The following is a 14,519-nucleotide window of genomic DNA, read 5'->3' on the forward strand; positions in this document are numbered from 1 at the left end:
TCCCCCCCGCAAACTGGTTTCCTGCGCTCCCCCTTCGACGGTTGGATCGGTGTACTGTGCCGATCCGCCGTCTCGTTCGCGTCAGCATTGAAGCGATGATGCGACCGTTTGACGTGCACCACATCCCCCGAACGGGGGATGCGCGTCCGTCTCGATGCGGAATAGGAAATTTCCTCGGAATGGGGGTGTCTGGGAGGCACATGGAAATGCACGGGGATTTACGCACGGGCCTTCGTCAAATCCATCAACTGCCGGTACCGACGCTGGGCTATCTGCCGCTGTGGCTGGAGACGCTGCGCCGACGTCTGGCGGCGGACGGCGTCGCCGCGCTCTGGTGTCATGCGTCGGACGACCCGGCCGTGACGGCCGAGGCCACCTGCTGGTACGCACCGCAGGCACCGCTGTCGGCCTGCGAGCGGTTTGCCGCCAGCGATTGGGCGATGCCGCCGGTGGCGGAGTTACAGCGCTCGCTCGCGCACGGCGAGCTGTTATGCGGTCATGCGCGGCGCTCGCGGGGCGGTCTGAGCGCGGCGCCCTCGTCGTTGCGTCGTCCGCCGGAACTGGCGGGATGCCTCGCCGACGGGGACTTGCTCGACGTTTGTCTGTTGCCGGCGCCCCGGGCGTGCGACGAGGAAGCGGCGCGCAGCGACGGCGCCGATCTGTTGGCCATCGCACCCCCCGGCGTGTTGCGATTGTTTGTTTCGCGCCGCAGGTCGCAGCCGCGTTTCACTGCGCGCGAAGTGATGGCGTTCGAGACAGCCGCCGCCGAATTCGCCACGCCACCCAAGCGCCCCGGTTTTCCGCCGATGACCGCGATGACATCGCCTGCGCAGTCCCTTCGGCCCGAGCCGTCGGGCGCGATTGGCGATGACGTGGCGGGTACGCTTGTCTGGCATCGGCGTCAGCCGGAGTGGGCCGACCCCGCGGCGCTTACGCTCATGCGACGGGTCTGGCAACGCATGCCGGGGCGGGCTTGGCCCGACGCGTGCGTCGTGGTGCAGGCGTGTCAGACGCTGGTCGACGAACTCAGACTCCACCCATCGGATGCCGCGTCGCCGGGCGTGCCGGTCTGCACGGCGGTCGAGGTGCCGGGCGGCACGCTGCATCTGCACGCCACGCACTTGTGCGGGATGGGGGGGCGAGCGACCGAGCGCGTGCGCATTGCCCTGCACCTGGCCGTGCCGCCCGCCATCCGGCTGCTGCTGCGTCTCTGGGAGACGGGACTGACCCCGGTGCAGCGCGAGATCGCGATGCGGTTGCTGGCTGGGCAGTCGCGCGCCCAGACGCGCGAGGCTTGCGCGATTGGCGTGCAAACGCTCAAGACGCATTTGTCGCTCATGCGCGCCCGTCTGGACCCCGTGCGCGACGCATCGCTGCTGCTCGGGCTGGGCGGGACGGCGACGCTCGGAAGCGGCGCACGTGCGCTGGGGGGGCGCGGCGCGCCGCTCGTCGAGGCGACGCACAGCGGCAAAATGGCGCCTCGGCTAGAATAGACGCCTGTCGCCGCTGCCCGCGGTGTGTGCATCCGAACCCCCAAAGACTCCCGCCGATCGATGCAGATTCTCTTTATCGCCGACCCGCTCGACCAGTTCAAGATCTACAAGGACACCACGTTCTCGATGATGCGCGAGGCTGCGCGTCGAGGGCACCGCATCTTTGCGTGCGAGACGCACGAGATGGCATGGCAAAACGCGGCGGTCGATGCGCGCGTCAGGGAAATTCGCCTGACGGGCGATGCGATAGCCTGGTACGACGTGGTGCAAACGCGGGTGAGCGCGCTCACCGAGTTCGACGCCGTGCTCATGCGCAAGGACCCGCCGTTCGACATGGAGTACATCAACGCCACGTGGCTGCTGGAAGTCGCCGAGCGCGCCGGTGCCCGGGTGTTCAACAAGCCGAGTTCGATTCGTGATCACTCCGAAAAGATGGCGATCGCCGAGTTTCCGCAGTTCGTGACGCCGACCTTGGTCACGCGCGACGCGAACCGCCTGCGCGCCTTTCACGACGAACATGGCGACGTGATCTACAAGCCGCTCGACGGCATGGGCGGCACGGGGGTGTTCCGCATCGGGCCGGATGGCCGCAACCTTGGGTCGGTCATCGAAATGCTCGGTGAATACGGGGCCAGCTCGGTGATGGCGCAGCGCTTCATTCCCGAGATCGTGCTGGGCGACAAGCGGATTCTCGTCATCGGCGGCCAGGTCGTGCCGCACTCGCTGGCGCGCATCCCGCAGGGCAATGAAGTGCGTGGCAACCTTGCTGCCGGCGGCGTGGGCGAGGCGCGCGACCTGACGGCGCGCGATCGTCAGATTGCCGAAACACTGGCGCCGATCCTCTGGCAACGTGGCCTGCTGCTCGTAGGGCTCGACGTCATCGGTGATTGCCTCACGGAAGTGAACGTCACGAGTCCGACGTGTTTCCAGGAAATTACGGAGCAAACCGGCTTCGACGTGCCGAAGATGTTCATCGACGCGCTGGAACGGGCGGTGTAAGGCACATCCGGGGCCGGTCGGGCGACGAGTCGTTTCAGACAGCCCCTAACTTGATGAAAATTCGGGTTTTTTGCGCGCCTGCTAAAATAACAGTCCCAAAAACGACAGGTTCGCGTTCGCCGTTGTGTTTGTCTTCCAAACGCGCGCGGCGCTTGGCGTACCTAGCATCATGGCTGGAATTCTGATTATTGCTCACGCACCGCTCGCCTCGGCACTTCGCGAGTGTGTTTCGCATATCTACGGCGGTTGTCCGGCGCACATCGGCGCGATCGACGTTGTGCCCGACCAGGACACGGCGGCACTCGTCGTCACCGCGCGCGAACGCCTCGCGCAGCTGCACGAAGACAACGGCGTGCTGGTCCTCACCGATCTGTTCGGGGCCACGCCGTCGAATGTTGCTGCGCAACTTGTCGATCCGAAGGTGCGTGTGCTCTCGGGGGTGAACCTGTCGATGCTCATCAAAGCGGTGTGCTATCGCTCGGTGCCGCTCGACACGTTGGTGGAGAAGGTGCTTTCGGGCGGATCTAAAGGTATTCTGGAAGTCGGCGCGGGTGCGCCGGCCACACACACTACGTCACACTGAAACATGCTTCGACAAGAAACGACGATCGTAAATAAATTGGGCTTGCATGCCCGGGCATCGGCAAAGCTGACGCAATTGGCGGCGAAATTTCAGAGTGAGGTCTGGCTGACCCGGAATGGTCGGCGCATCAACGCGAAGAGCATCATGGGCGTCATGATGCTGGCTGCCGGGATTGGCGCGACGGTCGAAGTGGAGACCGAAGGCGCTGACGAGCAACAAGCCATGGATGAAATCCTGGCGCTCATCGCGAGCAAGTTCGGCGAAGGGGAGTAACACGCCGTTGCGGTGAGTCGCGGTGCGCCGCGAGCGTCGATCGCGCCTGTGCCCAATGGCGACTCACCGTGCCGAGCGCCGCCCGTACGCGGCAAAATACACGGACTTCGGTCGAATCATCCGCCTCTGAACCGGGAGACTTCCTTGTCTTTCACCCTGCACGGCATTCCCGTTTCCCGCGGCATCGCAATCGGACGCGCCTACTTGCTCGCGCCCGCCACGCTCGATGTCCCGCACTATCTGCTTGACGCCACCCAGGTCGATGACGAAATCGCGCGCTTTCACGGCGCGCAGGCGACTGTCCAGCACGAACTCGATACCCTCAAGGTTGAACTGCCCCACGATGCGCCGGGCGAGATGGGCGCATTCCTGGATGTTCACTCGCTGATCCTCAACGACACGTTGCTCGCCGACGCCGTCATCAAGCTGATTCGCGAGCGCCGCTACAACGCGGAATGGGCGCTGACCACACAGCTCGAGGTGCTCGTCGCCCGTTTCGAGGAGATCGACGACGAGTATCTGCGAGAGCGCCGCGCCGACATCGAACAGGTGACCGAGCGCGTACTCAAGGCGCTCGCCGGTGCGCCCGGCATTCGCCATGTGGTGGCTGAGACGCCACGCGACGACATGATCGTCGTGGCCCGCGACATCGCGCCGGCCGACATGCTTCAATTCAAGTCGCAGACGTTCAAAGGCTTCGTCACGGATCTTGGCGGCAAGACGTCGCATACAGCCATCGTCGCGCGCAGCCTGGGCATCCCGGCGGCGGTCGGCGTCGCGCAGGCCAGCCTGCTCATCAAGCAGGACGACGTCATCATCATCGACGGCGATCACGGTATCGTCATCGTCGACCCGGCGCCGATCGTGCTCGAGGAGTACAGCTACCGCCAAAGCGAGCGTGCGCTCGAGGAGCGCCGTCTGCAGCGTCTGAAGCATTCGCCCGCGCAGACGATCGACGGCACCCACATCGAGTTGCTGGCCAACATCGAATTGCCGGAGGACGCGGCGACGGCGGTCGCCGCCGGCGCGGTGGGCGTGGGGCTGTTTCGCACGGAATTCCTCTTCATGAACGAAAAGGAGGCGCCGGCGGAAGAGGCGCAGTTCGAGGCGTACAAGCGCGCCGTCGAATCGATGCGAGGTCTGCCGCTGACGATCCGGACCATCGACGTTGGCGCCGACAAGCCACTCGACAGTCATGAGTCGTACGAGACGGCGCCGAACCCCGCTCTGGGGCTGCGGGCCATTCGCTGGAGCCTCTCCGAGCCGCGCATGTTCCTCACGCAGTTGCGCGCCATTTTGCGCGCGTCGGCTTTCGGCAAGGTGCAGGTTTTGTTCCCGATGCTCGCGCATGCGCAGGAAATCGACCAGACACTCGAACTCGTTCGCGAAGCGAAGGCGCAGCTCGACGCGGCGGGCCTGCTCTACGACCCGGGCGTGAAGCTGGGCGCGATGATCGAAGTGCCGGCGGCGGCGCTCACGGTGTCGATGTTCCTGAAGCGGCTCGACTTCCTGTCCATTGGCACGAACGACCTGATTCAATACACGCTTGCGATCGATCGCGCGGACAACGCCGTCGCCCATCTGTACGACCCGCTGCATCCGGCGGTGCTGCGACTCATCGCCATGACCATTCGCGAAGCGCATGCGTTCGGCGTGCCGGTGGCCGTATGCGGGGAGATGGCGGGCGATCCGACGGCGACCCGTCTGCTGCTCGGCATGGGCCTGCGCGAGTTTTCAATGCATCCGAGCCAACTGCTGCAGGTCAAGCAGGAAATCCTGCGGGCGCATCTGCCGGATCTGGAACGGCCGGTCCAGGAGCTGCTCGCCGCCACTGAACCCGAGGAGATGCAGGCGGCGCTGGCGCGCCTGACGGCGGCCTGACGGGCAGGCCGGGGCGTCGCGCATCCCCCACAAGTACGAAAAAGCGGGCGTCCTGTCACAGGGGGCCCGTTTTTTTCGCCCGCGCTCAGCGGGCATTGAGCGCGATTTGAGGGTTCGTGCGACGCCCGGTCAACGTCGGCCGGACCCTATGCCTTCAGTGGCGCTGGCCGCAGACCTTGCACTCTGGATTGCGGGTGCAGTGCATGGTGTGCCAGCTCATTCTGAGGGCATCGAGCATCTGTAGGCGCCCAACGAGCGGCTTCCCGATGCCCGTGATGAGCTTGATCGCCTCGGCCGCCTGCATGCTGCCGATAATGCCTACGAGCGGGGCGAGAACCCCCATCGTGGCGCAGGCCTGCTCGGGGAAAGGTTCGTCGGCGGGAAAGATACATTCGTAGCACGGCGACGCGTCGTCGCGCACGTCGAATACGCTGATCTGCCCGTCGAAGCGCAGGGCCGCGCCGGACACGAGCGGCACCCTCGCCGTGACACAAGCCCGATTGACGGCGTGACGTGTCGCGAAGTTGTCCGACCCATCGAGCACCACGGTGGCGCCGCGGGCGAGCGCTGTGAGCTGCGCTTCGTCCACCCGTGCGGTGACGACGTCGACGACCACGCCGGGGTTGATCTGCGCAATGCGGTCGCGTCCGGAGACCACCTTGGGCCGACCGACGCTGTCGGTGTCGTGAAGAATCTGGCGTTGCAGGTTGGTGAGATCGACGTCGTCGTCGTCGATCAGCGTGATGCGTCCGATGCCGGAGGCCGCGAGGTAAAGCGCGGCGGGCGAGCCGAGACCGCCTGCGCCCACGATCACGGCGTGGGCCGCGAGCAGACGCTCCTGACCCTCGATACCGAGTTCGTCGAGCAGGATGTGGCGGGAGTAACGCAGCAACTGGTCGTCGTTCATCGCAAAACGGAAAAGAATAAAAAAACCGTGCCGGCTTTCGCGGGCACGGTTTGTAGTGTAAAGCCGATGCTTACTTCTTGTCCGACGGTTTGGCCGGCGTCGCGGCGGGGCTGGCAGCCTTGGACGCGTCCTTCGGCATCGGGCCGGCGTTGGCTTCCAGACGGGACTTCGTGCGTTGGACCGGCTCGCCCTTGAGCTGATGAACGGCCTGCTGGAGCATGAAGTCGTCGGCGCTGCCCAGATCCGGCAGGCGCGCGTCTCGCTCCTTCTTGCGCTCTTCCGGCGTCTTCTTGGCGTTTTCTTCCTCGAGGCGGCGCAATTCTTCCAGGCGACGGGCTTCGCGGGCGTCGATGGCCTTCTGCTCGTCGGGCTTCTGCGTGTTGTGCAGATGGTTCTGGTAGTCGATTTCACGCGTAACCAGCACGTCTTCCGGATCGCCCTTCGGATTCTGGTCGACCGGCACGTCCGGCGTGATGCCGATGGATTGGATCGAGCGGCCGCTCGGCGTGTAGTAGTAGGCCGTGGTCAGACGCAGCGCTGTGTCCGGCGACAGTTGACGCACGGTCTGCACGGAGCCCTTGCCGAAGGTCGTCTTGCCCATGATCAGCGCGCGCTTCGAATCCTGCAGCGCACCGGACACGATCTCCGAGGCCGAGGCCGAGTAGGCATTCACCAGCACGACCATCGGCACCGTCTTCCAGAAGGCGGCTTCGCCCTTGAGCGGATCGTCCGGGCTCGCCGACAGGCGGTAGTTGTCGAAGGTGGCCGTGTACTTCTGCTTGGCGTCTTCGATCTGGCCGTTGGTCGTCACGACCGTGGCGCCTTCCTTCATGAAGGCTGCCGACACGCCGACGGCCGACTGCAGAATGCCGCCACCGTTGTTGCGCAGGTCGAGCACGAGACCCTTGATCGGTTGATCCTTGGCCAGCTCCTGCAGCTTCTTGGCCAGATCCGGCACCGTGCGTTCCTGGAAGCTCGTGATGCGCACGTAAGCGATGCCCGGCTCGAGCATCTTGCCCTTGATGCTCTGGACGCGAATTTCCGCACGCACGATGGACACCGGGAACGTGCGCTCGTCCGACTTGCGGTAGATGGTCAGCGTGACCTTGCTGCCGGGTGCGCCACGCATGCGCTTGACCGCCTGATCGAGGGTCATGCCGCGCACGGGTTTGTCATCGATGCGGGTGATGAGGTCGCCGGGCTTCAGGCCCGCCTTGAAGGCCGGGCTGTCCTCGATCGGCGAGATGACCTTCACGAGGCCGTCTTCCTGAGAGATCTCGATGCCAAGACCGGCGAAGCGGCCACGCGTCTGTTCCTGCAACTCCTTGTATTCGTCCTTGTCGAGATAGGACGAATGCGGATCGAGGCTGGACACCATGCCCTTGATGGCTGCGGTCAGCAGCTTCTTGTCGTCGACCGGCTGCACGTACTCGCGCTTGATTTGACCGAACACTTCGGCCAGCAGCCGGAGCTGTTCGAGCGGCAACGGCGTGGTAGCGGTTTGTGCGGAAGCCTGCGAGAACGCGAGGGTGGCAGCCGCACCGGTTGCGAGGCCCAGCACGATCAGGCCGATGTGTTTGAGGGTTTGGCGCATATAGGCGTGGAAATTCCGGATTTTTCGGGGCGCCCGCCAAGGGGCGCGCGCACTTTGGCGAAGTATAACCGTTTGCCCGCAGGGCGGGCATTGCCCATTCGACAGGGAGTTTTCCTGAGTGGTTCTACGAAAAGTTCCGGTTGCGGCGACTTTGTGGGGGATGTTTCCGGCACGCGGCTCGATAACGGCGGGCTTTCGCTGGCGGAGCGAGCATTGGCGAGGATTGGACCTCGCGGGGCAGGATGCCCGAAAGCGATGGAAATCGTGTTACGGCGCGTTACTGGAGGGGGCAGCGGGGGACGTGCTGGGGGGAAGTGCCGCGAAAGCGGCGGAAGGGAGGAACGTAGCGGCACGCCAAACGGGGGGCGAGCGCGCCGCAAGGGGGCGGCGCGCTCGGTGTCGTCAATTGGCGCAGGCGAGGATCGACGCTTACTTCGACTTGCCTTGCGCGGCCACGGCGGCCAACGCGCCGGCGATCTTCTCCGCGTCGCCCAGGTAGTAATGCCGGATGGGCTGGAGGTCGGCGTCCAGCTCGTACACGAGCGGCGTGCCGTTCGGGATGTTCAGACCGGCGATATCGTCGTCCGAAATGTTGTCGAGATGCTTGATGAGGGCGCGCAGCGAATTGCCATGCGCGGCGACGAGCACCTGCTTGCCGGCGCGCACGGCCGGGGCGATCGACTCGTTCCACAACGGCAGCACGCGCGCCACAGTGTCCTTCAGGCATTCCGTGAGCGGAATCTCGTCGCGCTTGAGCTTGGCGTAACGCGGGTCGCGGTACGAACTGCGCTCGTCATCCGCGGCCAGCGGCGGCGGCGGCGTGTCGTAGCTGCGCCGCCAGACGTGCACCTGATCGTCGCCGTACTTGGCGGCGGTCTCGGCCTTGTTCAGGCCGGCGAGCGCACCGTAGTGACGCTCGTTCAGGCGCCAGCTATGGATGACGGGAATCCACATCTGGTCCATGGCGTCTTGCACATGCCAGAGCGTGCGGATCGCCCGCTTGAGGACCGACGTATAGGCGAGATCGAACGTGTAGCCGGCGTCAGAGAGCAATTTGCCGGCCTGAATAGCTTCGGCGGCGCCCTTCTCGGTCAGGTCGACGTCGACCCAGCCGGTGAAGCGATTTTCCTTGTTCCACGTCGATTCGCCGTGGCGGATGAGAACGAGCTTGTACATGAGAAAACGTCAGTCAGAGTTGGAAAGCGGGGGCAGCCGGCGAGCGCATTGCTACACGCCGCGCCTTGCGCAGCAAGGCCCGGCAAGGGGATTTGCGGCAACAATTCAGAGACGTTCGGGGGCGCGGCGAGGGGGCCGCCGACGTCCGGCGCAGCGATTGGCAACGCAACCCGTCGGCGCAATCACGGATTATTTTATAATGATCGGATTCTTTTGATATTTTTCAGGTGGTTTGTGACGTTCTTTACTGATTACACCAACCTCGCGCTGATCGCCATTGCCCTCGTTTCGGGGGGCATGCTGGCATGGCCCGTATTCAAGCGTGGCGGGCGCGGTCTGTCGACTGTGGAAGCGACCCAGCTCATCAACCGTAAAGGCGCCGTGGTGCTCGATGTGCGTTCTGGCGAAGAGTTCGCCGCAGGCCACTTGCCCTCCGCGCGCAACCTGCCGCTCGACGACGTCGAACAAAAGGTCGGGCAGGTCATCAAGAACAAGGCCGCACCGGTCCTGATCGTGTGCAAGAACGGGCAGGGCGCCGCGCGCGTCCAGACGTTGCTGCGCGGTCTCGGCTACGCCGAGGCGTTCAGCCTCCAGGGCGGCATTGCCACCTGGCAGGAAGCCGGCCTGCCGGTCGTGAAGTAATCGAGGAATCGCCAGTCATGCCGAAGATCGTGATGTACAGCACGCAAGTGTGCCCGTATTGCCAGATGGCGGAGCGACTGCTGCGTCAGCGTGGCGTTCAGGAAATCGAGAAGGTTCTGATCGACAAGGAACCCGCCCGCCGCGAGGAAATGATGACGCGCACAGGGCGCCGCACCGTGCCGCAGATCTACATCGACGAGCGCCACATCGGCGGTTACGACGATCTGTCGGCACTCGACCGTGCCGGCGGCCTCGCGCCGCTCTTGCAAGCCGCCTGATACCGCCCGCAAAATAGTGCGCCCAGCCGCGTGTCTGCGCGGCTGTCTTATCCCAAGGAAACAAAATGTCCGACCAGAATCAGCCGTTTTTCAGCATCCAGCGCGCGTACTTGAAAGATTTGTCGCTCGAGCAGCCGAATTCGCCCGCGATCTTCCTCGAGCAAGAGATGCCGACCGTGGAAGTGCAACTGGACGTCGCCGCCGAACGCCTGGCCGAGGAGATCTTCGAAGTCGCCGTGATTGCCACCGTGACGGCCAAGATCAAGGACAAGGTCGCGTTCCTGGTCGAAGGTAAGCAAGCCGGTATCTTCGAGATTCGCAACGTGCCGGTCGAACAGCTCGACCCCCTCATTGGCATTGCTTGCCCGACGATCGTCTACCCGTATCTGCGCGCCAACGTGGCCGATGCCATCAGCCGTGCCGGTTTCCAGCCGATCCATCTGGCCGAAGTGAATTTCCAGGCACTGTACGAACAGCGACTGGCGCAACTGGCCGAGCAACAAGCGGCCAACGGCGAAACGCCGGCCCCGGGCATCGTGATGCCCGACGGCTCGGCCGCCCAGACCCACTAAGCGCTTGCGCTTGATCGACGCGACGGCCGGCCAGGCGTCAGCCTTCGCGTCGAGGCCTCTCTCATGAAGATTGCCGTATTCGGTGCAGGTGCCTGGGGCACCGCGATGGCGAGTCACATGGCGGCACGCCATGAGGTTGTCCTTTGGGCGCGCGATGCGGCGCTCGTGAAGCAACTGAACGCCTCGCACGAAAATTCCCTCTACCTCCCTGGTTCGCCGCTGTCGCCTCGTCTGCGATTCGAAGCCGACTTCGCAACGGCGCTCACGCATGGCACGGGGGAACGCGCCTTGTGCGTAGCGGCTGTGCCCGTGGCCGGCCTGCGGGCACTGGCCGGCCATATGGCGCTTGCGGCCGATGCGCCGCACAACCTGATCTGGCTGTGCAAGGGCTTCGAGTCCGATACCGGACTGCTGCCGCACCAGATCGTTGCCGAGGTCTTCCCTCAGGTGGCGGGCGGCGCGCTCTCCGGGCCGAGTTTCGCCCGCGAAGTCGCCCAGGGACTGCCTGCGGCGCTGACCATTGCTAGCGCGGTGCCGTCGCTGTGCGAACTGACGATCGCCGCGTGTCACTTCGGCGCGCTGCGCATCTATTCGAGTGACGACGTGGTCGGCGTCGAGGTCGGCGGCGCCGTGAAGAACGTGCTTGCCATCGCCACGGGTGTCAGTGACGGACTCGGTCTGGGACTCAATGCCCGCGCGGCGCTCGTCACGCGGGGTCTGGCCGAAATGACCCGCCTGGGCGTCGCGCTGGGCGGCAAGCCCGAGACGTTCATGGGGCTGGCCGGCATGGGTGATCTGATCCTGACCGCAACGGGCGATCTGTCGCGCAATCGAACCGTCGGTCTGCAACTGGCGTCGGGCAAGTCGCTCGACGACGTGCTGGCATCGTTGGGGCACGTCGCGGAAGGCGTACGATGTGCACGTGCGGTGCGCGATCTGGCCCGCGCGCACGGTGTTGAAATGCCCATTACCGACGCGGTATGCGCTACGCTGTTCGAGGGGTTACCGGCCCGTGCGGCGGTGGAATCCCTGCTGCGGCGCGATGCCCGGGCGGAACGCGAGGACGACACCCCTGCGGGCTGAGGCGTCGCCCTGACGCATCACTGACAAGTTGCGACGGTTGTCCGGTCTTGCCCGGCGCGGCATGACCGGCCTGCGATGTTGCGCAGGAGGGTCGGCGCGCCGTTTCCCCGATGGCGGAATCCCGTCGTCGGCACTCGCACAAGGGAGTCGAACCCATGTCGCCAGTTGCCCATCTCCACACCTCCGAAGGCGATATTACGCAATCGTCGGTCGATGCCATCGTGAATGCCGCGAACGAATCGCTGTTGGGCGGCGGCAGTGTCGACGGGGCGATCCATCGTGCCGCCGGCCCGGAATTGCTGGACGCCTGTCGCAAACTGCAGGGTTGCGCGACGGGACAGGCCAAGCTCACACCGGGATTTCGACTCAAGGCGAAATACGTGATTCATACGGTGGGGCCGGTCTGGCACGGTGGCGCGAACGATGAGCCTGCATTGCTCGCGAGCTGCTATCGCGAGAGCTTGCGTCTGGCGGCGGCGCACGGCTGTCGCAGCGTAGCGTTTCCGGCCATCAGTTGCGGCATCTACGGTTATCCCCCCGAGCTGGCGGTGCCGCTGGCTGTCTTCGCCGTGCGCGACGCGCTGCCGCATTTCCCGAGCATCGAGCACGTCGAGTTCGTTTGTTTCGACGGTGCGATGCTGGCGCGTTATCGCGCCGAACTGGCGAGTCAGGACCCGCCGGCGTAACCCTGTTGACGCCACGCCTCGAAGACCACGACGGCAACCGTATTCGAAAGATTGAGGCTGCGATTGCCCGGGCGCATCGGCAGTCGCACGCGCTGCGTCGCGGCGAATGTATCGAGCAGTTCCGGGGCGAGGCCGCGGGTTTCCGATCCGAACACGAACCAATCGCCCTCGGCGAACGACAACTCGCCGAAGGGGCGCGAACCGCGCGTCGTCAACGCGAACATGCGCGTGGGATCCGGCGCTTCTGCGCTCAAAAACGCGGCCCAATCCCGGTGGACCTTCATCTCGGCATACTCGTGATAGTCGAGCCCGGCGCGGCGCATACGCGCGTCGTCGAGCGGGAAGCCTAGCGGTTCGATCAGGTGCAGGCGCGCGCCCGTATTGGCACACAGGCGAATGACGTTGCCGGTATTCGGCGGAATTTCGGGGCTGACGAGAACGACGTTGAACATGAGCGTTGAGACAGAGTTATGAGGTGAGCGGCGTGCGCAATGCGACTGCCGCAATCACATGCGTTGCGCCGGCGCATTTGAGGGCGGCGGCCGCGGCGTCGCACGTCGCACCCGTCGTCATCACGTCGTCGATAAGCACAATCCGACGCCCACGGACCTGGTCGCTCGCGACGAAGGCGCCGCGCAGGTTGCGTCGGCGTTCATCGCGCGACAGGCGTCGCTGCGCGGCGGTCGTTCGCGCACGGTGCAGCACGTGGGCGCTGGCGGGCAGATGCGCCCGCCGCGACGCGACCCGCGCGATTTCCCACGCCTGGTTGAAACCCCGCGTCGCGAGTCGCGAGGGCGCCAGCGGTACGGGCACCAGCAGCGCAGCCTCGTCTCGGCAATTCGAGAGGGCGTTGCCGAGGCGTTCGCCGAACTCGCGCGCGAATGGCAGGGCGCCTTGGTATTTCAGACGAATCATCAGCGTATCGAGCGGTGCCACGTAGTCTGCGAGCGTCAGTGTCGTGTCGAACGCAGGTTGCAACCGCAGACATTGTCCGCACACGAGCGGGGGTGGGGTGCGGCAAATTGTCGCACCTCCGATGCCTTGCGAGTCCGTTTCGTCCGCGTAAGTGGGCCGCGATGGCAATGCGACCGCACATTGGCGACAGCGCAACGGCGCATCAGGCCGGTCGGCGTCGAAGGCGTGTGCGCAATCGGCACAGATCTGCCGCGGTGCGCGCCGGTGGCAAAGCGCGCAGTGATCGGGCAACGCCATGCGCAGCCACCCGCCAGCAAGCTTGGCGAGCGTTGGCAAGGTGGCAGGGAGGAAGGGCAAGGTGATAGCGGCGATGAAGTGGTGGGAAGGCGGGGCGGTCGACATCGTCGATGCTCGGCATGGGACGGCGTGCGCCGGGGCGCGTGGCGGTGCACGATGCATTCGGACAGCAACGAGTATACTGCCGACTCGCCTTTTCGCCCGTCCCATGAAGCCTTCCGCCGCTCCCCCGACCCCGTCCTCCGCGTTCTCCGCTCGCTTTTTGCGCACTGCGTTCGACCGCCGAGCGCCGAACTGGCCGCAGGCCGACTTCCTGATGCGGGAGGTGGCATCGCGGCTCGCGAGCCGACTCGATTACATCAAGCTGAAGCCGACCCGCGTGCTCGATGCCGGATGCGGCACGGGCGGCGATTTGCTGAGCTTCGGCGAGCGTTACCCCGAGGCCTATCGCGTGGGGCTCGATGCGTCGCTCGCGATGGTCAAGGCCGCCGCGGCGGCAGGCGCAGCAACCGGTTGGCGCCGACTGCTGCGCAGTGCGCCGCCCTATGGCGTCGTGCAGGCCGATTTCTCCGCGCTGCCGTTCGCGCCGCGCACCTTCGATCTCGTCTGGTCGAACCTCGCGCTCCATTGGTATCGCGAGCCGCATCGCGTCATTCCCGAATGGCATCGCGTGCTTGGCAACGACGGTTTGCTGATGTTTTCGGCCTATGGTCCCGACACCCTGCGGGAGTTGCGAGCGGCGTGGGCGGAAGTCGATGACGCGCCGCATGCCCTTGAGCCGACGGACATGCATGACTTGGGCGACATGATGGTGGCGAGTGGATTCGATACCCCCGTCACGGACATGGAGCGCCTCACGTTGACGTTCGAATCGCCTGACACGTTGCTGCGCGACGTGCGGTTGCTCGGCGTGAATCCACGACCCGAGCGTCGTCGGGGCCTCACCGGTCGGGCACGTCTTGCGGCTTTGCGTGCGGCGCTGGAACGTCAGCGCGGTGCGGACGGCACGATCGCATTGACGTTCGAACTCGTCTACGGGCACGCCTGGAAAATTCCCGAGAAGACCGATGCGGCCGGCAATGCCGTCGTTCGCCTTCAGGACATCGGCCGCGGTGGCCGACCTCGCTGAGTTTCGCTGAG

16 protein-coding genes are annotated in these 14,519 nt (G+C 65.2%); 11 read left to right on the forward strand and 5 right to left on the reverse strand.

What is annotated here, in order from left to right:
• Window positions 1-200 precede the first annotated feature (200 nt).
• The 5 genes from PCE31106_RS02220 to ptsP all read left to right on the forward strand — a co-directional run bounded on the left by PCE31106_RS02220 (window position 201) and on the right by ptsP (window position 5,229).
• Window positions 201-1,493 carry a helix-turn-helix transcriptional regulator gene (locus PCE31106_RS02220; RefSeq protein ID WP_150562245.1) on the forward strand — a complete coding sequence of 431 codons (1,293 nt, stop codon included), beginning with the start codon at window positions 201-203 and terminating at the stop codon, window positions 1,491-1,493.
• Window positions 1,494-1,553: 60 nt separating this feature from the next.
• Window positions 1,554-2,492: a glutathione synthase gene (gene gshB / locus PCE31106_RS02225; protein ID WP_017232714.1), complete on the forward strand. Its 939-nt coding sequence runs from the start codon at window positions 1,554-1,556 to the stop codon at window positions 2,490-2,492.
• 169 nt (window positions 2,493-2,661) lie between these two features.
• A complete protein-coding gene (locus PCE31106_RS02230) occupies window positions 2,662-3,075 on the forward strand; it encodes a PTS sugar transporter subunit IIA (RefSeq protein WP_017232713.1) in 414 nt (137 codons plus the stop codon).
• A 3-nt stretch (window positions 3,076-3,078) separates the two neighbouring features.
• Window positions 3,079-3,348: an HPr family phosphocarrier protein gene (locus tag PCE31106_RS02235; protein ID WP_017232712.1), complete on the forward strand. Its 270-nt coding sequence runs from the start codon at window positions 3,079-3,081 to the stop codon at window positions 3,346-3,348.
• Window positions 3,349-3,492: 144 nt separating this feature from the next.
• Entirely contained in the window at window positions 3,493-5,229 is a 1,737-nt protein-coding gene (ptsP, locus tag PCE31106_RS02240) for a phosphoenolpyruvate--protein phosphotransferase (RefSeq protein ID WP_150562246.1), read from the forward strand.
• Between the two features lie 154 nt (window positions 5,230-5,383).
• Here the strand turns inward: ptsP and PCE31106_RS02245 are convergent, their stop codons facing one another.
• The 3 genes from PCE31106_RS02245 to gpmA form a co-directional block, all read right to left on the reverse strand.
• On the reverse strand, window positions 5,384-6,136 hold the full coding sequence (locus PCE31106_RS02245) for a HesA/MoeB/ThiF family protein (protein ID WP_150562247.1): 753 nt from the start codon (window positions 6,134-6,136) through the stop codon (window positions 5,384-5,386).
• Between the two features lie 70 nt (window positions 6,137-6,206).
• Window positions 6,207-7,730, reverse strand: a complete 1,524-nt coding sequence (locus tag PCE31106_RS02250; protein ID WP_017232709.1) for a S41 family peptidase — start codon at window positions 7,728-7,730, stop codon at window positions 6,207-6,209.
• Window positions 7,731-8,159: 429 nt separating this feature from the next.
• A complete protein-coding gene (gene gpmA, locus PCE31106_RS02255; RefSeq protein ID WP_130024740.1) occupies window positions 8,160-8,906 on the reverse strand; it encodes a 2,3-diphosphoglycerate-dependent phosphoglycerate mutase in 747 nt (248 codons plus the stop codon).
• 234 nt (window positions 8,907-9,140) lie between these two features.
• Between gpmA and PCE31106_RS02260 the strand changes: the two genes are divergently transcribed.
• The 5 genes from PCE31106_RS02260 (at window position 9,141) to PCE31106_RS02280 (ending at window position 12,167) form a co-directional block, all read left to right on the forward strand.
• Complete coding sequence (locus PCE31106_RS02260) at window positions 9,141-9,548, forward strand: rhodanese-like domain-containing protein (RefSeq protein ID WP_017232707.1); 408 nt, start codon at window positions 9,141-9,143, stop codon at window positions 9,546-9,548.
• Window positions 9,549-9,565: 17 nt separating this feature from the next.
• On the forward strand, window positions 9,566-9,826 hold the full coding sequence (gene grxC / locus PCE31106_RS02265) for a glutaredoxin 3 (RefSeq protein ID WP_150562248.1): 261 nt from the start codon (window positions 9,566-9,568) through the stop codon (window positions 9,824-9,826).
• 65 nt (window positions 9,827-9,891) lie between these two features.
• On the forward strand, window positions 9,892-10,398 hold the full coding sequence (gene secB, locus PCE31106_RS02270) for a protein-export chaperone SecB (protein ID WP_017232705.1): 507 nt from the start codon (window positions 9,892-9,894) through the stop codon (window positions 10,396-10,398).
• A gap of 63 nt (window positions 10,399-10,461) precedes the next feature.
• Complete coding sequence (locus tag PCE31106_RS02275) at window positions 10,462-11,481, forward strand: NAD(P)H-dependent glycerol-3-phosphate dehydrogenase (RefSeq protein ID WP_017232704.1); 1,020 nt, start codon at window positions 10,462-10,464, stop codon at window positions 11,479-11,481.
• 155 nt (window positions 11,482-11,636) lie between these two features.
• Window positions 11,637-12,167: an O-acetyl-ADP-ribose deacetylase gene (locus PCE31106_RS02280; RefSeq protein ID WP_150551805.1), complete on the forward strand. Its 531-nt coding sequence runs from the start codon at window positions 11,637-11,639 to the stop codon at window positions 12,165-12,167.
• Here PCE31106_RS02280 and trmL read toward each other — a convergent pair.
• Together trmL and PCE31106_RS02290 are read right to left on the reverse strand one after the other, a co-directional pair.
• Window positions 12,149-12,619, reverse strand: a complete 471-nt coding sequence (trmL, locus tag PCE31106_RS02285) for a tRNA (uridine(34)/cytosine(34)/5-carboxymethylaminomethyluridine(34)-2'-O)-methyltransferase TrmL (RefSeq protein ID WP_150562249.1) — start codon at window positions 12,617-12,619, stop codon at window positions 12,149-12,151. The genes PCE31106_RS02280 and trmL overlap by 19 nt on opposite strands.
• A gap of 16 nt (window positions 12,620-12,635) precedes the next feature.
• Window positions 12,636-13,484: a ComF family protein gene (locus PCE31106_RS02290; protein ID WP_174974925.1), complete on the reverse strand. Its 849-nt coding sequence runs from the start codon at window positions 13,482-13,484 to the stop codon at window positions 12,636-12,638.
• 103 nt (window positions 13,485-13,587) lie between these two features.
• On the opposite strand from PCE31106_RS02290, the gene PCE31106_RS02295 reads away from it, so the two are divergent.
• The gene (locus PCE31106_RS02295) at window positions 13,588-14,508 is read left to right on the forward strand and encodes a methyltransferase domain-containing protein (RefSeq protein WP_150562251.1); all 921 of its coding nucleotides are present in this window, start codon (window positions 13,588-13,590) and stop codon (window positions 14,506-14,508) included.
• Window positions 14,509-14,519: the final 11 nt, after the last annotated feature.

The sequence above is a fragment of the Pandoraea cepalis genome (assembly GCF_902459665.1).
Taxonomy (GTDB): Bacteria; Pseudomonadota; Gammaproteobacteria; order Burkholderiales; family Burkholderiaceae; genus Pandoraea; species Pandoraea cepalis.